Source organism: Micromonospora sp. NPDC005367 (assembly GCF_040606825.1).
GTDB lineage: Bacteria > Actinomycetota > Actinomycetes > Mycobacteriales > Micromonosporaceae > Micromonospora.
In genome coordinates, this window is the sequence record NZ_JBEXFP010000029.1 from 12009 (window position 1) to 33092 (window position 21084).

Below are 21084 nucleotides of genomic sequence, written 5' to 3' on the forward strand. Positions count from 1 at the left end.
GGGCCCCCGGAGACTCATTGTGGACCAGACAGCCCCTCGTCACAGCCCACCGTCCATCGACGTTCTGACGCGTAGCCTGCGGACACCGCTCGGTCGGGTGGCCGCGGAGCACCCCGAGGTGCTCGCGCTCGTCCGGCGGCGCGTCCTACCGGGCCAAGGCACCCCTCCGGGCACCGTGCCCGTCGCCGCGTTCAACTCGTCCATCTGAGGTATGGCGTGTCGGTGCGGTGCCGCCGGTCCGGCCGCGCCCTGCCGGCCGATCAGCCAGTACGTCCTCAAGGTGCACAGCAGGTGTGACCTCAGCTGTGATCACTGCTACGTCTACCAGGAGGCGGACCAGACCTGGCGGGCCAGGCCGGTGCGGATGGCCGGATCGACCGTCCGGGCCGCGGCCGCCCGGATCGCCGAGCACGCCCGGGCACACGACCTCCCCGTCGTGCACGTGGTGCTGCACGGTGGCGAGCCGCTGCTGCTCGGTCCGGCGGGGCTGCGCGAGGTGCTCGCCGAGCTGCGTGCCGCACTGACCCCCGGCGTCGTGCTCGACCTGCGGATGCAGACCAACGGTGTGCTGCTCGACGAGGAGCTGTGCCGCCTGCTGGTGGCGTACGACGTGAAGGTCGGGGTGTCGCTCGACGGTGACCGTGCGGCCAACGACCGGCACCGGAACTTCGCCCACGGTGGCAGCAGCCACGCGCAGGCCCGGCGAGCGCTGGCGCTGCTCCGCCGCCCGGAGTTCCGCAGCAGCTACGCGGGCATCCTGTGCACCATAGACGTGCGCAACGACCCGGACCGGGTCTACTCGGCCCTGCTGGCCGAGGACCCGCCCCGGCTCGACCTGCTGCTGCCCCACGCCACCTGGGACCGGCCGCCCTGGCGCCCGCCGGGCGTGGCCACTCCGTACGCGGACTGGCTGGGCCGGATCCACCGGCGCTGGGTGGACGACGGGCGGCCCGTACCGATCCGGCTCTTCGAGGCCCTGACCTCCGGGGACGGCGGCGGCACCGAGGCCGTCGGACTCGCCCCGGCCGACCTGCTCGTCGTGGAGACCGACGGCAGCTGGGAGCAGGTCGACTCGTTGAAGGTCGCCTTCCACGGCGCGGCCGGTACCGACCTGGACGTCTTCGCCCATCCGGTCGACGAGGCCGCCCGCCATCCCGGTGTGGCGATCCGCCAGGAAGGGCTGACCGGGCTCTGCGCCACCTGCCGTGCCTGCCCGGTGGTGAGCCGGTGTGGCGGCGGGTTGTACCCGCACCGCTGGCGAACCGGCACCGGCTTCGACAACCCCTCGGTCTACTGCGCCGACCTCCAGGCGATCATCGCCACCGTGGCAAGCCGCCCAGCGCCCGACCGGGCCGGCGCTCGAACCCCGGGCGCCGGCCCGGCTCGGGCCGGCGCCGACGACCGGCCGCCGCGTCGACCGGGCATCCCCGCGCCCCGGTCCGCCCAGAGGACCGGGGACCAGCACGTGGACCCCGCCACCGACCGGCTGCTGGCCGAGATCGCCGGCGGCCACGGCGACCGGTGGGCGCTGGACGTGCTCGCGCAGACCCAGCTCTCCATCACCCGGACGCTGCTGGGGACCTGGCGGGACACCGCCGGCGGCAGCGCCGCGTGGGATCTGCTCGCCGAGCTCGACGCCACCGCCGGCGACGCGGTCGGTGCCGTACTGACGTACCCGTTCGTCCGCCCCTGGCTGGTCCGTCGGCTGGCCCGGCCCGGCGTACCCGACGTCGACCTCCTGCCGGCGCTCGCCGTCGTGGCCGCCGTGCGGGCCGGCGTCGAGGCGGTGGTGGAGGTACCGGTGCGAGGTGGTGCGCTGGTGCTGCCCGCGCTGGGCCGGTTGACGGTCGGCGATGAGCGGGCCGGCGAGGTGCGCACTGTCCCGGGCGGGCTGCACATCCGCGTCGGGTCGGTGTCCCGGATGGTCCCGCTGGACGGTGCCGGTGCGGCGCCGACCGGGTGGCAGCCGGTCCGTCGCGTGCCCGTCGCCGACGCGGCGATCCTCATCGAGGACGTCGACCCGGAACGCGACTGCTACGGCCAACCGGTGGCGCCGACGATGGACGACGACGCGGCGGACGCCCTGGGAGGTGCGCTCGCCCGCGCCTGGCTGGCCGTCCACCGTGACGTGCCGGCGCACGGCGTCGCGCTCGCCGCCGGTTTGCGGGCCGTGGTGCCGTTGGCGCCGGACCCGGGGGCACCCTGGCGCAGCGCCACCGCCCGGCAAGCCTTCGGCGCGATCGCCGTGACCGAGATGCCCGATGCGGACGCGATGGCCGTGCTCCTGGTGCACGAGTGGCAGCACGGCAAACTCGGTGCGCTGCTCGATCTCTACGACCTGGTCGATCCGGCGTCGTCGGTGCGGATCCCGGTGGCCTGGCGGCCCGATCCGCGCCCCGTCGAGGGCGTGCTCCAGGGTGCGTACGCGCACCTGGCGGTGACCGAGGTCTGGCATGCCCGCGCCACGGCCGACCGGCCGGACGCGCAGCTCGCCCGCGGACACCTGGTGCGCTACCGGGACTGGACCCGCGAAGCCCTCGACGCCCTGCTCGGGGCCGGGGCGCTCACCGATCTCGGTGAGCGGTTCGTCGGACGGATGGGGCACGCTCTGGAGGAGTTCCGTGCCGACCAGGGCTGACGGCCGCGCCGAAGTGCTGCACGGGCACGTCGACGCGGCGCGCCTCGTCGCCGACCTGCGGGCGCTCGGCCTGACCGCCGGTCGGGACGTCCTGGTGCACTGCTCGCTGCGACGGCTCGGCCGGCCTGAGGGCGGCCCGGCGGCTCTGGCGTCGGCGCTGCGGGAGGTCCTCGGCCCGACCGGCACGCTGCTCGTACCGACCGAGAACGCCGGCAACTCGACGAGCTCGCGGGCCTACCGGGCGGCGACCCGGGGGATGGACGGGAGGCGGCTCGCCGACTACCACGCGGCGATGCCCGGCTGGGACCGGGCCGGCACGCCGTCGGAGGGCACGGGTGCGTTCGCCGAACACGTCCGGTTGACTCCCGGCGCGCTGCGCAGTGACCACCCGCAGACCTCCTTCGCCGCGCTCGGCCCCCGCGCCCGGGAGCTGACCGAACGCCACGACCTGGACTGTCACCTGGGAGAGCGGTCGCCGTTGGGCCGGCTGTACGCGGCCGCCGGCTGGATCCTGCTGCTCGGTGTGGATTACCAGGCGTGTACGGCGTTGCACCTGGCGGAGTACTGGTTGCCGATACCTCCTCCCCGCCGGCCCTACAGCTGCTACCGCCTGCTCGCCGGTCGGCGGGTACGCCTGGATTTCGACGCGCTCGACCTGGACGACAGCGACTTCCCCGCAGCTGGGCAGGCCCTCGACGAGGCACCCTTCGTCCGACACGGTCAGGTCGGGAGCGCCGAGGCCCGATTGATGCCGGTGCGTGACACAGTGGACTTCGCGGTCGGCTGGTTCAGCGCCCATCGACCACAGCTGGGGCGTTGACGTGGGGACTAGGCTGATGGTTTGGCCGCGCGGGGAGGGGCGGAGGCACACGGGTGAGCACAGTGGACATGCCCGCCGGCATGCGGGCCCCGCTGTTCTTCCTGAGCCACTCCCGCTCACCGGCCCGCCGGGCCGCCGCAGGCCCCTCGGAATACCTGCTCCGCTTCTACGAGGACCTCTCGGGGCACGTCAGCGAGCTCGTCGGTCCGGAGACCGGGGTCGATCCGGGCTTCATGGACACCGCCATGACCGGTGGGGAGCGGTGGACGCCGGAGTTGCTGCGCGCCGCCGGGACCTGCCAGGTCTTCGTGCCCCTGCTGTCCAGCGCGCTGCTGGGCAGCGACTGGTGCGGGATGGAGTGGCACGCCTTCTCGCGCCGGCGTATCGAGCGGCGACGCGACGACGTCTCGGCGCACGAGACGGCGATCGTCCCCGTCACCTGGTCGCCGACGGAGGGTGCCCGGCTGCCGAAAGTGGTCCGCGAGATCCAGCGGTTCTCGCCCACCCCGATGCCGGCGGAGATCGTGGCCCAGTACCAGCGGGAGGGGGTCTACGGGTTGCTGACCTTGCAGTTGGAGAACGCGTACCGGGCGGTGGTGTGGCGGCTCGCCCAGCGCATCGTCGCGATCCATCGGGCGTACCGGGTCGAGCCGCTGGTGCCGGCGGGCGTGAGCGAGCTGCGCAACCTGTTCGCCGAGGAGTCGGGGTGAGCCGGACCGGCGCGGTGCCGCGGACGGCGAGGCCGGGGGCCCGGGGGACCTACTTCTTCCTCAGCTACGCCCACTCGGCCCCGCAACCGGGTGCGCGGGCCGACGCCGACGTGTGGGTGGGGCAGTTCTTCGCCGACCTGTCGGCGGAGGTGGCCCGCCAGGCCGAGCTGGTGCCCGGGATGCGGATCGGCTTCTTCGACCAGCAGATCCCGCCCGACGCCGACTGGAAGGCCGCGCTGGCCGAGGCGTTGAGCGGCGTCGAGGTCTTCGTACCGCTCTACTCGCCGGGCTACTTCCGGCGTCCCTGGGCGCTCGGTGAGCAGGAATCCTTCCGCGGTCGGCTGGCCGCCGCCGACAAGCCGGACACCGCCGGGCACGTCCTGCCGGTGCTGTGGATCCCGTTCCCGAGCTGGGAGAGCCGTTCCGAGCTCGACGAGGCGTTGGAACTGGGCCGGGACGTTCCCGAGTACGCCGAGAACGGGTTGCGCGCGCTGTGCATGCTCGCCGCCTACCGGGAGCAGTACGACCGCCTGCTCGGACGGCTCGCCCACCGGATCGTGGAGGCCGCGGAGCGGCATCCGCTCGGTCCGTCCCGGGCACCCGGCCTGGACGAGGTGACCCGACCGGCGCCGGCCGACCCGGACCTCGTGGTGGCCGTGCTGGCGCCCACTCGGGGCCGGTTGCCGGCAGGCCGGGCGAAGAGCGGGTACGCGAGCAGCGCCCGCCAGTGGCGGCCCTTCGGCGGTCGGCAGAAGCTGCCGGCGGCCGAGTACGTCGCAAGTACCGCCGAGCGGCTGGGGCTGGCGGCCCGCACCGCCGACTTCGAGGGCGGGGCCGACCTGCTGGAGCGCCGGCCCACCGTACTGCTGATCGATCCGTGGGTGGCGGCGGTCCCCGATGCGGCGGAAAACCTCGCCGAGGCGGTACGCGATCTGCGCCCCTGGGTGGTGCCGATCGTCGTCACCGACGGCGACGACCCGCAGGACGCCGCGCGGCACGCCGAGACCGTCGCCGACCTGCTGCAGAATGCGGGCGTACCGCAGGTCAAGAGGGCCAGGAGCGTCCAGGAGTTCGTGGACCTCATGCCGGCCCTGGTGACCGAAGCCCGCCGTCAGTATCTGAAACACGGCCCGGTGACGGAGTTCCCCGAGGCCGAACCGCCACCCAGCCTGCGGCACGGGCCGGAGCCCCGCCCGCGCCCCGGCGCGTCGTTCGACCCGCCGCCCGCCCACGACGATCCGGCGTCGCCGCGTCCCCACGGAGAGAACCGATGAGCAACGATCGTGAAGGTCAGGTCGTCACGTTCTACTCGTTCAAGGGTGGTACGGGCCGGACGATGGCGCTGGCGAACGTCGCCTGGATTCTGGCCGCCAACGGCCGGCGGGTGCTGGTCGCCGACTGGGACCTGGAATCCCCCGGCCTGCACCGCTTCTTCCATCCGTTCCTGGACGCCGAGGCGATCCAGAGCACCAGCGGGGTCATCGACATGATCCGCGACTACGAGTGGGAGACCACCCGCACCGTGGACCGGCCGGACCGCTGGGTCGAGCAGTTCGCCCGCGTCCGGCGGCACGCCTTCTCGCTGCGCTGGAACTTCCCCGACGGCGGCAGCCTGGACTTCCTCTCCGCCGGCCGGCAGAACAGCGACTACGCGGTTTCGGTGAGTGGCCTGGACTGGGACAACTTCTACAACCGGCTGGGCGGCGCGCAGTTCTTCGAGGCGCTGCGCGCCGACATGAAGCGTGAGTACGACTACACGCTCATCGACAGCCGGACGGGGCTCAGCGACGTCGCCGACATCTGCACCCTGCACCTGCCGGACACCCTCGTCGACTGCTTCACCCTCAGCGACCAGGGCATCGAGGGTGCGGCCCGGGTGGCCCACTCGGTGCGGGACCGGTTCCGCCGCCGCGACATCCGCATCCTGCCGGTGCCGATGCGAGTCGACCAGGCGGAGAAGGAGAAGGCGGAGGCCGGTCGCTCGCTGGCGATGCGCCGCTTCGCCGGCCTGCCCACCGGTATGACCGAGGCGGAGCGTCGGCGCTACTGGGCCGCGGTGGAGGTGCCGTACCGGCCGTTCTACGCGTACGAGGAGACACTCGCCACCTTCGGCGACCCGCCCGGCTCGCCGACCTCGCTGCTGTCCGCGTTCGAGACGCTGACCGGGATCCTCACCGACAGCGAGGTGAGCGCGCTGCCGGTGATGGACGAGTCGGTCCGCGAGCGCGGCAAGGCCCGGTTCCGCCGACGTGCCGAGGCGGTCGACGACCAGATCGTGCTCCGGCACGCCCCCGAGGACGCGGTCTGGGCGGAGTGGCTGGAGCGGGTGCTCAGCGCGGCCGGGATGCAGGTCGTTTCCCCCGCCGCGGCGGTCGGTTCGGCGGCCACCCCGGCCCCGCGGACGCTGACCGTGATCTCGCCGGCCTACCTGGCGACCCCGACCGGCGGGCTGCCACCGAGGGAGTCGAGTACCGGTTCGACCGCGCTCGCGGTCTACGTGGCGGATCTGCGCCCGCTGGCGGAGTTCCCCGCACAGGTCTCCGCCCACCTGGTCAACGTGACCGCGGAGACGGCGGTCGAGCGGGTGCTGCGACTGGTGGGCCGGCCGGTGCCGCCGGCCGCGCAGGGCGCCCCGGCCGGTGCCACACGCTTCCCCGGCACCGAACCGCTGATCTTCAACGCCCCCAACCGCAACGCCCGGTTCACCGGCCGCGAGGACGACCTCGCCGAGCTGCGCCGGCAGCTGCAGAGCGGGGGCAGCGCGGTGGTGCTCCCCGTCGCCCTGCAGGGCATGGGTGGTGTCGGTAAGACGCAGGTCGCGCTGGAGTACGTGCACCGGTTCCGGTCGGCGTACGACGTGGTCTGGTGGGTCGTGGCGGACCCGCCGCAGTTCGTCGACACGGCACTGTCCGATCTGGGCGCCCGCCTCGGCCTGCCAGCCGGTCCGGCGCTGCCCGAGACGGTGCAGACGGTGCTGCAGGCCCTTGGCCGTGGCGAGCCGTACGAGCGGTGGCTGGTCGTCTTCGACAACGCCGAGGAACTCGAACACGTCGAGCAGTTCCTCCCGCAGGGCCCCGGGCATGTGCTGTTGACCTCACGCAACCGGGCGTGGGGGGAGCGGGCGAACCCGATCCAGGTGGACGTCTTCGACCGGGCCGAGAGCGTCGCGCACCTCGCCCAGCGGGTGCCGGCGATCAGCCGCGAGGAGGCCGACCGGGTCGCCGAGGCGTTGGGCGACCTGCCGATCGCCGTCGCCGCGGCCGGTGCCTGGCTGGCCGACACCGGCACGCCGATCCCCGACTACCTGCGCCTGATCGAGCGGCACGGGCCCAGCGCCCTGTCGGTCGAGGCCACCTGGGACCTGTCCCTCAACCGGTTGCGGGCGCAGGCGCCGGCCGCGTACCGGCTCCTGCAGCTCTGCTCGGTGCTGGCACCGGAGATCGCGCTGGACCTCATCTACAGCGACGAGATGGCGGCCGCGCTGGTGCCGTACGACCCGTCGGTGTCGGAGCGGCTGGTGCGTGGCGCCCTGGTCCAGCAGATCAACCGGCTGGCGCTGCTGAAGCTGGACGTGCAGGGCGGGCGGATCCAGGTGCACCGGCTGTTGCAGGCCGTGGTCCGGGATCGGATGGACGCCGAGGAGATCGCCGAGGCGCGCCACCAGGTCCACCTGGTGCTGGCCGCGTCCCGGCCCCGCGAGAACGTCGACGACCCCACGACGTGGCCGCGGCTGCGGATGCTCTGGCCGCACCTGGAGGTGTCCGACGCGTTGACCTGCCGGGAGGAGTCGGTGCGCCAATTGCTCATCGACCGGGCCCGGTACCTGTGGCAGCGCGGTGGTCTGGCGCAGGCCGAGGAGTTCAGCCGGCGCGTCGACGAGATCTGGTCGGCGCAGCTCACCGGGGCAGACGGCGGGTTCGAGCCGGACCAGCACCTGCTGCACCTGCGCTTCAACCGGGCGAACATCCTGCGCACCATGGGCCGGTTCGCCGAGGCCTGGGAACTCGACAAGCAGGTCCTCGAGGACCAGCAGCGACGCCTGGGTCCGAGCCACCCGCACGCCTTGATGACCGCCGGAAGCCTCGGCGCCGACCTGCGGGCCCTCGGGCGGTACGCCGAGGCGCTGGAGCGGGACCGCGCCACCTACGCCTCCTGGGTCGACCTGCTCGGCGAGGAGCACCCCCGGACGTTGAGCGCGGCCAACAACCTCGCCGTGTCGTTCCGGTTGGTGGGCGACTACCGCTCGGCCCGCAGGTGGGACGAGGACGTGCACCAGCGGCGGCGGGCCGTCCTCGGCCCCACCGACCCGTACACGCTGCAGTCCGCCGTGCGGCTCGGCAGCGACCTGCGGGAGGCCGGCGAGTACGAGAAGGCGGTGTCGCTACTGCGCGGGGTGTACGACAGCTTTCTGGAGGTGTTGGGCGTCGACGACCTGCTGACCCTCACCGCCCAGGTCAACGTGGCGGTGTCGCTGCGCAGCGTCGGCCGGCCCGCCGACGCCACGCCGCTCTTCGAGGAGGCATACCGGAGGCTGGAGGAGCGGTTCGGTTCGAACAACCCGGACACGGTGGCCTGCCGGGCGAGCCGGGCCGCGAACCTGCTCGCGATCGGCGACGCGAACCGGGCACTCAGCGAGATGGTCGCGGTCGGCCGGACGTACGAAGACGTGCTGCGTCTCGGCCCGGCGCACCCGCACACGCTGGCCACGCTGAGCAACCGGTCGGCGGCCGAACGGTCCCTCGGCCAGCTGCCCGCCGCCCGGGCCACCGCCGCCCACGCCGCCGACGAACTGCGCAAGGTCCTCGGCCCGGAACATCCGCATACCCTGGCGGCCGAGGTCAACCACGCGGTCTGCCTGGCCGAGGACGGGGAGTGGGAGTCGGCGCGGCAACGGCTGAGGGACACCGCCGAACGGTTGGTGGTGACCGTCGGCGCCGATCACCCCGACACGTTGCGCTGCCTCGGCGACGTGGCAGTGGTCACCCGCCGGACCGGCGGTACCGGGCCGGAGGCGGACGCCGGCGCCGCGGTGGATCGGCTGGCCGACGTGATCGGCCACGAGCATCCCAGCGTGCAGACACTGCGGGGTGGTCGGCTGGTGGCCCGGGTCATCGACCCGAACCCGTTCTGACGGTCGGCGCTGCTCGTCGTCCCGGTCGGTCGCGCAGGGCGCCGCGGCCGACCGGAGTCAGAGCCGCGGGGCCGCCGCCAGTGCCGGGGTGGTCAGCCAGGCGAGGGTCTGCGGAAGGATCTCCACCGCACCGAAGTGCGCGGCGCCGGGCTGGACCTGGACCTCGGCGGTGGGGATCCGCGCGGCCAGCCATCGGGAGTGCGAGACCGGAGAGAACCGGTCCTGCTCGCCGTGCCACAGGCGGACGGGTAGCCGGATCGCGCCGAGGTCGAAGCCCCAGGACCGGTGGACGGCGAGCACGTCGTCGATCCAGCCCTCGGGTCCGTGCCGCAGCGCCTCGGCGTACATGTCGGTGAGCAGGCGGCGGATGACTACGTCGTCGACCACCCGGATGTCCGGCTCGGTGAGCTGCGGGCGCAGGAACTCCAGCAGGGTCATCGGGTCCCGCTGGACGTCCTTGGCCCGCACGGTGAGCATGTCGCGCAGTTCGGCGGTGTCCGCGTCACCGAGGGTGTGCTCGTCGACGTTCTCGTCGGTCATGCCGCCGTACCAGTCGAGGTCGGGGGCGTCGGCGGGGGCGAGCCCGACCAGCACCGCCGCCCGGGTCACCCGGTCGGGCAGCAGCGCGGCGCAGGCCAGCGCGTGCGGACCGCCGCCGGAACGGCCCACCAGTGCGAACCGGTCGATACCGAAGGCGTCGGCGATCGCCGCGACGTCGGCCGCGGTGTCGGCCACCCGACGGCCCTCGTGCCGATCCGAGTCGCCGTACCCGGGCCGGTCGTAGCAGATCAGGTGCACGCCCAGGCGGTAGAGGACGACGGGGCGGGGCCGGGGGCCGCTGCGGCTGCCGGGAGTGCCGTGCAGAAGGAAGACCGCGAGGCCGTCCGGCGCGCCGGAGGTCTCCACCGCGAGGCGTCGCCCGTCGCGGGTGACTACGGTGTGCTGTGCCGCGTTCTCTAGCGTCACGGTGGCCTCCCGCGGCGTTTTCATGTGCTTCTCCGAACGCACACCTGTCGGTCTTGAGTGCAAAGCCCCCGAAACCACCCAGAACATCGTCCTGTTGTGCAGCGTACTGCCCGCTGGGTGACCCCGCCATTGGCCGCCGGGTCAATGCCGGGCGATCGGGTCAGCCGAGTGGGCCGCTACCCTGGTAGCCCGAGGAAAGGGGCGCCGAGCAGGTGGCTAGGACCTACAACGTCGTGACGTACGGCTGCCAGATGAACGTGCACGACTCGGAACGCATCTCCGGCCTGTTGGAGCAGGCGGGTTACGTGCGCGCCGCCGGGGGCGACGAGACCCCCGACATCGTCGTCTTCAACACCTGTGCGGTCCGGGAGAACGCCGACAACCGGCTCTACGGCAACCTCGGCCGGCTGCGCCCGGTCAAGGACAAGCACCCGGAGATGCAGATCGCCGTCGGCGGCTGCCTGGCCCAGAAGGACCGCGGCGACATCGTCCGCAAGGCCCCCTGGGTGGACGTGGTCTTCGGCACGCACAACATCGGCTCGCTGCCGGTGCTGCTCGAGCGGGCCCGGCACAACGCCGCCGCCGAGGTGGAGATCCTGGAATCCCTCGACGTCTTCCCGTCGACGCTGCCCACCCGCCGCGAGTCGACGTACGCCGGCTGGGTGTCGATCTCGGTGGGCTGCAACAACACCTGCACCTTCTGCATCGTGCCGTCGCTGCGCGGCAAGGAGAAGGACCGTCGCCCCGGCGACATCCTGTCCGAGGTCCGCGCGCTGGTCGACGAGGGCGTGCTGGAGGTGACCCTGCTCGGGCAGAACGTCAACTCCTACGGGGTGGAGTTCGGTGACCGGCTCGCCTTCGGCAAGTTGCTGCGCGCCTGCGGCGAGATCGACGGCCTGGAGCGGGTACGTTTCACCAGCCCGCACCCGAAGGACTTCACCGACGACGTGATCGCGGCCATGGCCGAGACGCCGAACGTCTGCCACTCGCTGCACATGCCGTTGCAGTCGGGCTCCGACGCGGTGCTGCGCGCCATGCGCCGGTCGTACCGGGCGGAGCGCTACCTCGGCATCATCGAGAAGGTTCGCGCGGCGATGCCGAACGCGGCGATCACCACCGACATCATCGTCGGCTTCCCCGGTGAGACCGACGCCGACTTCGAGCGCACCCTCGACGTGGTGCGCGAGTCCCGGTTCTCCTCGGCCTTCACCTTCCAGTACTCCAAGCGCCCCGGCACCCCCGCCGCCACGATGGAGGGCCAGCTGCCCAAGCAGGTGGTGCAGGAGCGCTACGAACGCCTGATCGCCTGCGTCGAGGAGATCACCTGGGCGGAGAACAAGAAGCTGGTCGGCCAGGACGTCGAGGTGCTGGTCGCCGTCGGCGAGGGACGCAAGGACGAGCGCACCGGGCGCATGTCCGGCCGCGCCCGCGACGGCCGGCTCGTGCACTTCGACGCGGGATCCCTCGCCGGGCAGATCCGCCCGGGTGACATCGTGCACACCGCCGTCACCTACGCCGCCCCGCACCACCTGAACGCCGACGGCGAGCCGCTGGCTCACCGGCGTACCAGGGCCGGGGACGCGTTCGAGGCGGGGCGCTCCCCGCGTACGCCGGGGGTGCTGCTCGGGCTGCCCACGGTCGGCGCGCCGGCGGCGACGCCCGCCGCCACCTCGGGGTGCGCCGCGCACTGACCACACCGGCGTCGGTCATCGCAAGATCGCACTGCAACCGGGATGTAGTGCTCTCACCCGCAACGTGAGGGCACTACATCCGTTTTGTAGCGCGATCTTGTGGCCGGGCACGCCCGTCGGATGCACGGCGGCCCCGGTTCCCGCGCGGGAACCGGGGCCGCCGGAAAAGGGGTCAGCTCAGCTGGACTGCTCGGCGAGCTGGAGGAACTGCCGTTTGGACGCCAGCGCCTGCTCGGCCTCCCGGATCCGGCGCGCGTCGCCGGCGGCCTGGGCCCGGGACAGCCGCTCCTCCGCCTCGGCGACCTGCGCCCGCATCTGGGCGAGCAGCGGGCTGTCCTCCTTGGAGGTCCGCCGCCAGGCCGAGTCCATCACCGCGCGGACCTTCTCGTCGACGGCGCGCAGCCGACGCTCCAGCCCGGCAGCCGCCTCGCGGGGCACCCGACCCGCCTCGTGCCACTGTGCCTGGATGTCCCGCAGCTTCGCCTGCGCGCCCTTCGGGTCACCGTCGACGTCCAGCGCCTCCGCCTCGGCGAGCAGCGCCTGCTTGCGTTCCAGGTTGCCCCGCATTTCGTTGTCCCGAGCGGAGAAGACCTCGCTGCGCCGGGTGAAGAAGTCGTCCTGCGCCGCGCGGAACCGTTCCCACAGCCGCTGCTCGGCCTCCTTGGACGCGCGCGGCGCCGCCTTCCAGCGCGTCATCAGGTCCTTGAGCTGGTTGGCGGTGGCCGCCCAGTCGCTGGAGTCCTTGAGCTTCTCAGCCTCGGCGACCAGCTCCTCCTTGACCGTCTGCGCCTGCTTGCGCTGCGCGTCGAGGGACGCGAAGTGGGCGCCCCGGCGGCGGGTGAAACCGTCCCGGGCCGCCGCGAACCGCTTCCACAGCTCCCCGTCGGTCTTCTTGTCGACGCCGCGGATGGTCTTCCACTCGTCGAGGATCTCCTTGAGTCGGTCCCCGGCGGTCTTCCATCCGGTCGACTCGGCGGCGAGCTTCTCCGCCTCCTCGACCAGCGCGGTCTTGCGGGCCAGCGCCTCGCTACGCGCCGCGTCCCGCGCCGCGCGGGCCTCACCGGCCTTCTCCTCGGCCACCCCGGCGAGCCGGTCCAGCCGGGTGGCCAGCGCGTCGATGTCGCCGACCACGTGTGCCTCGGCGAGCGAGGCCCGGATCCGGCGGATCGTGCTCAGTGAGTGGCCGGCATCCGCCGCACCCGAGTTGAGCCGGGCCTCAGTCAGGTCCACCTCGGTCACCAGGTCGGCGAAGCGGCGGGCGAAGTGCGCCAGGCCCTCCTCCGGTGCTCCTGCCTGCCAGGATCCGACCACCCGCTCGCCTTCGGCGGTCTTGACGTACACGGTGCCGTCCGCGTCCACCCGTCCGAAGGCAGTCCAGTCGCTCATGTGCCCATCCTCGTTCTCCCGGCGTCGGGGAAGCAGTGTCCCGATCGCCGCCACAGCGCAGCCAAGTTTCTCCCCGGCATTGTCACAGGTACGACCCCGTCCCCGTCGAGCGCCTATCGCCGACCGTGACCATACGGTGTCCTAGCGCCCAGATGACCGGATCGGCGCACAGACTCACCGGCGCGTCCCGCTACCGTGAACGGGTGCCACTGGTCGCCGCCGCCGTCTGCCCTCATCCGCCCCTGCTCGTGCCCGAGGTGGCCGGTGCCGCCGCCGCCGAGCTCGACCCGCTCCGCGCCGCGTGCGACGCCGCGTTGGCCCGGCTGCTCGCCGCCGAGCCGGAGGTGATCCTGTTGGTCGGCAGCGGCCCGGAGACTCGCAGCTTCGGCACCGCCGACTACGGCTCCCTGCGCGGGTACGGGCTCGACCGGGCGGTGCCGCTGTGGCGGACCGACCGCGCGGGGGCGGACGTGCTGCCGCTCAGCCTGACCGTCGGCGCATGGTTGGTCGGCCGGACCGGCACGCCCCTGTCCCGGTTCGCGGCGGCGATCGCGGACCGGGCCGCCCCCGCCGACTGCGAGGACATGGGGGTGCAACTGGTCGAGCGCGCCGAGGCGCGCACGGCGCTGCTCGTGATGGGGGACGGGTCCGCCTGCCGAGGAGAGAAGTCGCCCGGCTACGACGACCCGCGCGCGCAGGCGTACGACGAATCGGTCGGCGCGGCCCTGGCCGCCGCGGACGCCGAGGCGCTGCTCGGCCTGGACCCGGTGTTGTCGGCGGAGCTGATGGTCGCCGGCCGCGCGCCGTGGCAGGTGCTCGCCGGCGCGGTGCGGGCGGCGGGCGGCGACTGGCGGGGCGAGCTGCACTACGCCGAGGCCCCTTACGGCGTGGCCTACTTCGTGGCCGGCTGGGAGACGGCGTGAGCGGGCCGGTCGAGGCCGGTGGCAGCCGCCCCCCGACCGGGGTGGTCGTGGCCGTGGTCGGGCCGACGGCGGCCGGCAAGTCGGCGCTGAGCATCGCCCTGGCGCACGCGCTCGACGGCGAGGTGGTCAACGCCGACTCGATGCAGCTGTACCGGGGCATGGACATCGGCACGGCCAAGCTCACCCCGGCCGAGCGGGACGGTGTGCCGCATCACCTGCTGGACATCTGGGACGTCACCGAGCCGGCCAGCGTCGCCGAGTACCAGCGGCTGGCCCGGGCGGCGGTCGACGACATCCTGGCCCGGGGACGGGTGCCGCTGCTGGTCGGCGGCTCCGGCCTCTACGTGCGGGCGGTGCTGGAGCAGTTCGAGTTCCCGGGCACCGACCCGGCGATCCGGGAGCGGCTGGAGCGGGAACTGGCCGAGTTCGGGCCGGCGCCCCTGTACGCCCGCCTGCGCGCCGCCGACCCGACCGCGGCCCAGGGGATCCTGCCGGGCAACGGCCGCCGGATCGTCCGTGCCCTGGAGGTGATCGAGCTGACGGGGGCGCCGTTCACGGCCTCGCTGCCCGAACCGACCCCGTACTACCCGTCCGTGCAGGTCGGCGTCGACCTGGACACCGTGCTGCTCGATGAGCGGATCGGCCTTCGGGTGGACCGGATGTGGGCCGACGGGCTGGTCGCCGAGACCCGCGAACTGGTCGGACGTGGCCTACCCGACGGGCGTACCGCCGGCCGCGCGCTCGGCTACCAGCAGGTGCTGCGCTTCCTCGCCGGTGAGCTGACCGAGACCGAGGCGTACGAGGAGACGATCCGGGCGACCCGCCGGTTCGTACGCCGGCAGCGCTCCTGGTTCCGCCGCGACCCGCGGATCCACTGGCTGGACTCCGCCGAGCCGGGCCTGGTCGCCGAGGCCCTGCGGTCGGTCGCCGCCGCTGCGGGATGATGGAGTCGTGGAGTTCACCAAGGGGCATGGCACCGGCAACGACTTCGTGATCCTGCCCGACCCGGACGGGACGCTCGACCTCACACCCGGTCTGGTCGCCGCCATCTGTGACCGACGGCGAGGGCTCGGCGCCGACGGGGTGCTGCGGGTCGTGCGGGCCGCCAAGCACCCGGAGGGCGTGGCGCTGGCCGGCGAGGCCGAGTGGTTCATGGACTACTGGAACTCCGACGGCTCCATCGCCGAGATGTGCGGCAACGGGGCACGCGTGTTCGTCCGCTACCTGGTCGACACCGGGCTGGCCACCCCCGCCGACGCGGCGTTGCCGGTGGCGACCCGGGCCGGGATCGTCCGGGCGCGGGTCGACGGCGACACCATCGCGGTGGAGATGCGTCGCCCGCGGCTGTACGACGCGTCCACGGCGACCCTGGGCGGCCTCACCCTGCCCGGCACCGCGGTGGACGTGGGCAACCCGCACCTGGTCTGCGCGCTGCCGGCCGGGCTGGACCTGCCCACGCTGGACCTGACCCGGGCGCCCGAATTCGATCCGGTGGTCTTCCCGGCCGGGGTGAACGTCGAGTTCACCGCTGCGGGGGGACCGGTCGACGGGGTCGACGGGCATGTGCTGATGCGCGTCTACGAGCGCGGCTCGGCGGAGACCCTCTCCTGCGGCACGGGCGCCTGCGCGGTGGCCGCGGTGGCACTGCGCGACCTCGAACGGGAAACCGGCCTGGTCGCGGTCGACGTTCCCGGCGGACGTCTCACCGTCACCGTCACCGCTGACACCTGCTGGCTCGCCGGCCCCGCGGTCCTCGTGGCGACCGGCAGGCTGGCCGCCGCCAACCTGCCGGACTGACCACCGTCACGGGTTGGCGGAGGCCTCGGCGGCGATCTCCGGAAGGTCGGCCGGACCGGGGTCGGCGGCCGGCGCGGGGGCCGGGTTGTGCGCGGCGGCGCGCACGGCGGCGGCCACGGCCGGGGCGACCCGGGAGTCGAAGACGCTCGGCACGATCACCGTCGGGTTGATCTTGTCTTCGCCGACGACGTCCGCGATGGCGTGCGCGGCCGCGATCGCCATCTCCTCGGTGAACTCCTCGGCGTGCGCGTCGAGCATGCCGCGGAAGACGCCGGGGAAGGCCAGCACGTTGTTGATCTGGTTGGGCTGGTCCGACCGGCCGGTGGCGACGATCGCGGCGTGCTTGCGCGCCTCCCGCGGGTCCACCTCCGGGTCGGGGTTGGCCAGCGCGAACACGATCGAGTCCTTGGCCATGGTGGCGATGTCCTCGCCGGTGAGCAGGTTCGGCGCGCTGACCCCGATGAAGACGTCGGCGTCGCGGATCGCCCCGCGCAGGTCGCCGGAGTAGTTGTCCTTGTTGGTGTTCTCGGCCAGCCACTGCCAGGCCGAGTTCAGGTCGGTCTGGCCGCGGTGCAGAGCGCCCTGCCGGTCGGACGCGATGATGTCGCCGACGCCCTGGCGCAGCAGCAGCTTCATGATCGCGGTGCCGGCGGCGCCGGCGCCGGAGACGACCACCCGGACGTCCTCGAGCTGCTTGCCGACCACGCGCAGCGCGTTGGTGAGTGCGGCCAGCACGCAGATGGCGGTGCCGTGCTGGTCGTCGTGGAAGACCGGGATGTCCAGCGCCTCGCGCAGCCGGGCCTCGATCTCGAAGCACCGCGGCGCCGCGATGTCCTCCAGGTTGATGCCACCGTACGCGGGCGCGATCGCCTTCACGATGGAGACGATCTCGTCCGTGTCCTGGGTGTCGAGCACCACCGGCCAGGCGTCCACGCCGCCGAACCGCTTGAACAGCGCCGCCTTGCCCTCCATGACCGGGAGCGCGGCGGCGGGCCCGAGGTTGCCCAGACCGAGCACGGCCGAGCCGTCGCTGACCACGGCGACGGTGTTGCGCTTGATGGTCAGCCGCCGGGCGTCCGAAGGGTTCTCGGCGATGGCCATGCAGACCCGGGCCACGCCCGGGGTGTACGCGCGGGACAGCTCGTCACGGGTGCGCAGGGCGACCTTCGAGCTGACCTCGATCTTGCCGCCGAGGTGCAGCAGGAACGTCCGGTCGGAGACCTTCCGGACGTCGACCCCGTCGAGCGCGGAGATCGCCTGAACGACCTGGTCGGCGTGGCCGGCGTCGGCGGTGTCGCAGGTGAGGTCGACGAGCACGTGGGTGGGGTCGGAGTCGACCACGTCCAGCGCGGTGACGATCGCCCCGGCCTCGCCGACGGAGGTGGTCAGCCGCCCGATCGACGAGGCGTCCGCCGGTACGGCGATCCGGATCGTGATGGAGAATCCGGCACTCGGGAGTCGGGTGATGGCCACAGGTGTTTCCTCCGTCAACGCTGAGCGGCTCGACTCGCATTTCTACCCGCCCGCCGAGGTCGCTCGGCATCCGGCCCCACTACCGGTGGGTACGGCCACCGTCCGCGAGCTGTGCACGGCCGGGTGCCGGGTCGCGGTCGTGTGGCGCGGCCACCGAATTCCGGCGACTTCCGCGCGCCTAGGAAACGACCACGCGGGCATATAGCAGGTGCGTGCGGCGTTGCCACATGTCAGGATTGCTTTCTACCCGGCAGAACGGACAGGAGATCGGCTTGCGCGACCAGGACACCGTCGTAGTCCCATTCGAGGACGAAGAGCTCGACGCCACAACCGGCGAGCTCGAGCTGTCAGAACGGCAGGCGCTGCGGCGGGTCCCCGGCCTCTCCACCGAGCTCACCGACATCACCGAGGTCGAATACCGGCAGCTCCGCCTGGAACGGGTGGTGCTGGTCGGGGTCTGGACCGAGGGCACCCAGAGCGATGCCGAGAACTCCCTCACCGAGCTGGCCGCGCTGGCCGAGACCGCCGGCTCGCAGGTGCTCGATGGGCTGATCCAGCGCCGTAACCGGCCTGACCCGGCGACGTACATCGGCCGGGGCAAGGTCGACGACCTGGGTTCCGTGGTGCTCGCCTCCGGCGCGGACACCGTCATCTGCGACGGCGAGCTCTCCCCGTCCCAGCTGCGCAATCTCGAGCAGCGCACCAAGGTCAAGGTGGTTGACCGGACCGCGCTCATCCTCGACATCTTCGCCCAGCACGCGAAGAGCAAGGAGGGTAAGGCGCAGGTCGAGCTGGCCCAGCTGGAATACCTGCTGCCCCGCCTGCGGGGTTGGGGCGAGACGCTCTCCCGGCAGACCGGTGGTAGCGCCCGCGGCGGCGGCGCCGGCGGTGGCGTGGGCCTGCGCGGTCCCGGTGAGACGAAGCTGGAGACCGACCGGCGCCGGATCCGCACCCGGATCGCGCGGCTACGCCGTGAGATCAAGGGCATGCGGACGGTACGCCAGACCAAGCGCGCCCGCCGCACTCGCAACGCCGTGCCCGCGGTGGCGATCGCCGGCTACACGAACGCCGGCAAGTCGAGCCTGCTCAACCGCCTGACCGGGGCGGGTGTGCTGGTGGAGAACGCCCTCTTCGCCACCCTGGATCCGACCATCCGCAAGGCCACCACCTCCGACGGGCGGGTCTACACCCTCTCCGACACGGTGGGCTTCGTCCGGCACCTGCCGCACCAGATCGTCGAGGCGTTCCGCTCGACGCTGGAGGAGGTCGCCGACGCCGACCTGGTGGTGCACGTCGTCGACGGCGCCCACCCGGATCCGGAGGAGCAGGTCCGGGCGGTGCGTGAGGTGCTCGCCGAGGTGGGTGCCGACCGGCTGCCCGAGCTGCTGGTGGTCAACAAGGTCGACGCCGCGGACGAGGAGACCCTGCTGCGGCTCAAGCGGCTCTGGCCGGAGGCGGTCTTCGTGTCCGCGCATTCGGGACGCGGCGTCGACGATCTGCGCAGCGCCGTCGAGGCCCGGCTGCCCCGGCCGGCGGTGGAGGTCTGCGCGGTGCTGCCGTACGACCGGGGTGACCTGGTCGCCCGGGTGCACCGCACGGGCGAGGTGCTCAGCACGGCACATCTGCCGGAAGGCACCCGGGTGCACGTCCGGGTCAATCAGGCGCTCGCCGCGGAGCTCGCTCCCTACGAGGAACGGACGACGGCGGCGCGCTAGACGCCTTGCCGGCGTCACCCGGTGGAAACCGGGGCATGCGACACTTGCGCAATGCGCCGCGCTGTTTCCTCGGTCACGGTCGCCCTCGGACTCATCGGGGCGACGGTGGCGTTCACCGGAGTCGCGCTGGCGGCTCCTGCCGCCTCGTCCGCCACCGCGCCCGTTCCGGGCAAGAAGCGGTGCACGATCACCGACGAGCAGCCGCGTCAGCTCTCCGGTCTGATCGCGACGAGCAGCGGCTACGTCGTCGTCAACGACGACAGCGATATCGAGTCGCGTAGGCGCGTCTTCCTCCTGGACAGCAAGTGCAAGATCTCCAAGGAGGTGTCGTACCCGGGCGACGGCCCGGTCGACACGGAGGACCTGGCGCTCTCCCCGGACAAGAAGACGGTCTGGATCGCCGACACTGGTGACGAACCCATCGGGGAGCGGCGCAAGCATGTGGCGGTTTGGAAGATGGCGGCCAGCGGCTCCAAGAAGCCGACCGAGTATCGGCTCTCCTACCCGGAGGGGAAGCCGCACGACGCCGAGGCGCTCCTGATCGGCGACGACAACCTGCCGCTGATCATCACGAAGGTCACGTCGGGCGCGGCCGACATCTACCGACCGACGGCGGCGCTCACCAGCGGAGACGCCGATCCGGTCGCCATGGAGAAGGTCGGCTCGCTCAAGCTGCCGATGACGCAGACGGAGAATCCGCTCGCCGTCATGGGCCGGGTCGCGATCACCGGAGCGGCCCGCTCGCCGGACGGCAGCAAGGTGGTGCTGCGGACGTACGCCGACGCCTTCGAGTACGACGTCACGGACGGCGACATCGTCAAGGCGCTCACCGGCGGCGAGCCCCGGGTGACGCCGTTGACCGATCCGTTCGGTGAGGCGATCACCTACTCGCCGGACGGGAAGAGCTTTCTCACGGTCTCGGACGTCGCGAAGCTCGGCGACGACGAGGCCAAGGTCGAGATCCTGAGCTACACCCCCTCCCTGAAGGGGGCCGACCCGGTCGCCGCGGGCGTCGACGCCGGTTCGGCCTCGAACCGCTCATGGTTCGACAGCCTGAGCATTCAGGACATCACCTATCTGGTCGCTGCGGTAGGCGTGGTGGGTGTGCTGCTGGTCGGTGCCGGGATCTTCGGCATTCTCCGGTCGCGAAAGCGCAAGGCGATCAACGCGGACCGTTCCGCCGGTGGTCGCGACGACGACTCGCCCGGCGGCCGCACGGATGAGGATTTCGCGGGCCCCGGACCGGCTGGTCGCGGGGTCTACGGCGGGACTCCGGGTCGCGACGCCGGCCCAGGGGGTGGCGGGGTCTACGGCGGTGGCCCGAGCCGTGGTGGTGCGGCACCGGCCGGTGGTGGCGTCTACGGCGGCGGCGGCGGCCGTCCGGCCGGCGGCGCGGGCGGGGTCTACGGGGGTGCCCGTCCGAACGGTGCCGGCGACCCCCGCCCGGGCGGTGGCGTCTACGGTGGCGGCCGGCCCCCGGGTGGTGGAAGGCCCGGCGGCGGTCAGCCCGGTGGTGGCTCGTACGGCGGCGGTCAGCCCGGTGGCGGTCAGCACGGTGGTGGACGGCTCGGCGGCGGTCAGCCCGGTGGTGGCTCGTACGGCGGCGGTCAGCCTGGCGGTGGCTCGTACGGCGGCGGTGGCGGTCGTGCGGAACCGCCCCGGCGTGGCGGGCCCGACCCGGACTACCAGGGTCAACGTGGTGGTCGTCGGCGTCAGGAGGAAGACCCGTACGGCCAGTACCCCGGCGGCCGCGACCGGTACCGCGGCGACCGCTACTGATCGGCTCGGCTCCCGTTGCGCCCCCGGCCTGGCGCTGGGGGCACCTGTGCCGCGC

14 protein-coding genes are annotated in these 21084 nt (G+C 72.9%); 11 read left to right on the plus strand and 3 right to left on the minus strand.

Annotated features, from left to right (window positions below):
• The first annotated feature begins 211 nt into the window (after positions 1-211).
• The 5 genes from ABZS42_RS20205 to fxsT are packed head-to-tail and all read left to right on the plus strand — an operon-like array spanning position 212 to position 9299.
• Complete coding sequence (locus ABZS42_RS20205) at positions 212-2638, plus strand: FxsB family cyclophane-forming radical SAM/SPASM peptide maturase (RefSeq protein ID WP_355147410.1); 2427 nt, start codon at positions 212-214, stop codon at positions 2636-2638.
• On the plus strand, positions 2622-3458 hold the full coding sequence (locus ABZS42_RS20210) for an AAC(3) family N-acetyltransferase (protein WP_355147412.1): 837 nt from the start codon (positions 2622-2624) through the stop codon (positions 3456-3458). The genes ABZS42_RS20205 and ABZS42_RS20210 overlap by 17 nt, the downstream gene beginning before the upstream one ends.
• A gap of 53 nt (positions 3459-3511) precedes the next feature.
• On the plus strand, positions 3512-4168 hold the full coding sequence (locus tag ABZS42_RS20215; RefSeq protein WP_355147414.1) for a TIR-like protein FxsC: 657 nt from the start codon (positions 3512-3514) through the stop codon (positions 4166-4168).
• On the plus strand, positions 4165-5442 hold the full coding sequence (locus ABZS42_RS20220) for a TIR-like protein FxsC (RefSeq protein ID WP_355147416.1): 1278 nt from the start codon (positions 4165-4167) through the stop codon (positions 5440-5442). The genes ABZS42_RS20215 and ABZS42_RS20220 overlap by 4 nt, the downstream gene beginning before the upstream one ends.
• Positions 5439-9299, plus strand: a complete 3861-nt coding sequence (gene fxsT, locus ABZS42_RS20225; protein WP_355147418.1) for an FxSxx-COOH system tetratricopeptide repeat protein — start codon at positions 5439-5441, stop codon at positions 9297-9299. The genes ABZS42_RS20220 and fxsT overlap by 4 nt, the downstream gene beginning before the upstream one ends.
• Before the next feature lie 57 nt (positions 9300-9356).
• Here fxsT and ABZS42_RS20230 read toward each other — a convergent pair whose 3' ends face one another.
• Positions 9357-10265, minus strand: coding sequence for an alpha/beta hydrolase (locus ABZS42_RS20230; RefSeq protein WP_355147420.1), 909 nt, complete (start codon positions 10263-10265; stop codon positions 9357-9359).
• 212 nt (positions 10266-10477) lie between these two features.
• Here ABZS42_RS20230 and miaB point away from each other — a divergent pair, with 212 nt between their 5' ends.
• Entirely contained in the window at positions 10478-11956 is a 1479-nt protein-coding gene (miaB, locus tag ABZS42_RS20235; RefSeq protein WP_355147422.1) for a tRNA (N6-isopentenyl adenosine(37)-C2)-methylthiotransferase MiaB, read from the plus strand.
• Between the two features lie 177 nt (positions 11957-12133).
• Here miaB and ABZS42_RS20240 read toward each other — a convergent pair whose 3' ends face one another.
• The gene (locus ABZS42_RS20240; protein WP_355147424.1) at positions 12134-13342 is read right to left on the minus strand and encodes a DUF349 domain-containing protein; all 1209 of its coding nucleotides are present in this window, start codon (positions 13340-13342) and stop codon (positions 12134-12136) included.
• Between the two features lie 152 nt (positions 13343-13494).
• Here ABZS42_RS20240 and ABZS42_RS20245 point away from each other — a divergent pair, with 152 nt between their 5' ends.
• From ABZS42_RS20245 to dapF, 3 genes are read left to right on the plus strand one after another with little or no spacing between them, the layout of a single operon-like run.
• Complete coding sequence (locus ABZS42_RS20245; RefSeq protein ID WP_355147426.1) at positions 13495-14265, plus strand: hypothetical protein; 771 nt, start codon at positions 13495-13497, stop codon at positions 14263-14265.
• Entirely contained in the window at positions 14262-15209 is a 948-nt protein-coding gene (gene miaA / locus ABZS42_RS20250; RefSeq protein ID WP_355147428.1) for a tRNA (adenosine(37)-N6)-dimethylallyltransferase MiaA, read from the plus strand. Before ABZS42_RS20245 ends, miaA begins: the two co-directional genes overlap by 4 nt.
• 7 nt (positions 15210-15216) lie before the next feature.
• The gene (gene dapF / locus ABZS42_RS20255) at positions 15217-16062 is read left to right on the plus strand and encodes a diaminopimelate epimerase (protein WP_355147430.1); all 846 of its coding nucleotides are present in this window, start codon (positions 15217-15219) and stop codon (positions 16060-16062) included.
• A gap of 6 nt (positions 16063-16068) precedes the next feature.
• Here the strand turns inward: dapF and ABZS42_RS20260 are convergent, their stop codons facing one another.
• Entirely contained in the window at positions 16069-17535 is a 1467-nt protein-coding gene (locus tag ABZS42_RS20260; RefSeq protein ID WP_355147432.1) for an NAD-dependent malic enzyme, read from the minus strand.
• A 272-nt stretch (positions 17536-17807) separates the two neighbouring features.
• On the opposite strand from ABZS42_RS20260, the gene hflX reads away from it, so the two are divergent.
• Positions 17808-19250 carry a GTPase HflX gene (gene hflX, locus ABZS42_RS20265; RefSeq protein WP_355147434.1) on the plus strand — a complete coding sequence of 481 codons (1443 nt, stop codon included), beginning with the start codon at positions 17808-17810 and terminating at the stop codon, positions 19248-19250.
• Positions 19251-19301: 51 nt separating this feature from the next.
• Positions 19302-21029: a hypothetical protein gene (locus ABZS42_RS20270; RefSeq protein WP_355147436.1), complete on the plus strand. Its 1728-nt coding sequence runs from the start codon at positions 19302-19304 to the stop codon at positions 21027-21029.
• The last annotated feature ends 55 nt before the right edge of the window (positions 21030-21084 follow it).

Excerpts from the sequence above, each read along its gene's own strand:
- ABZS42_RS20245 (WP_355147426.1), top strand. The coding sequence starts at position 13,495 with ATGACCGGATCGGCGCACAGACTCACCGGCGCGTCCCGCTACCGTGAA.
- fxsT (WP_355147418.1), top strand. The coding sequence starts at position 5,439 with ATGAGCAACGATCGTGAAGGTCAGGTCGTCACGTTCTACTCGTTCAAG.
- ABZS42_RS20205 (WP_355147410.1), top strand. The coding sequence starts at position 212 with ATGGCGTGTCGGTGCGGTGCCGCCGGTCCGGCCGCGCCCTGCCGGCCG.
- ABZS42_RS20270 (WP_355147436.1), top strand. The coding sequence starts at position 19,302 with ATGCGCCGCGCTGTTTCCTCGGTCACGGTCGCCCTCGGACTCATCGGG.
- ABZS42_RS20240 (WP_355147424.1), bottom strand. The coding sequence starts at position 13,342 with ATGAGCGACTGGACTGCCTTCGGACGGGTGGACGCGGACGGCACCGTG.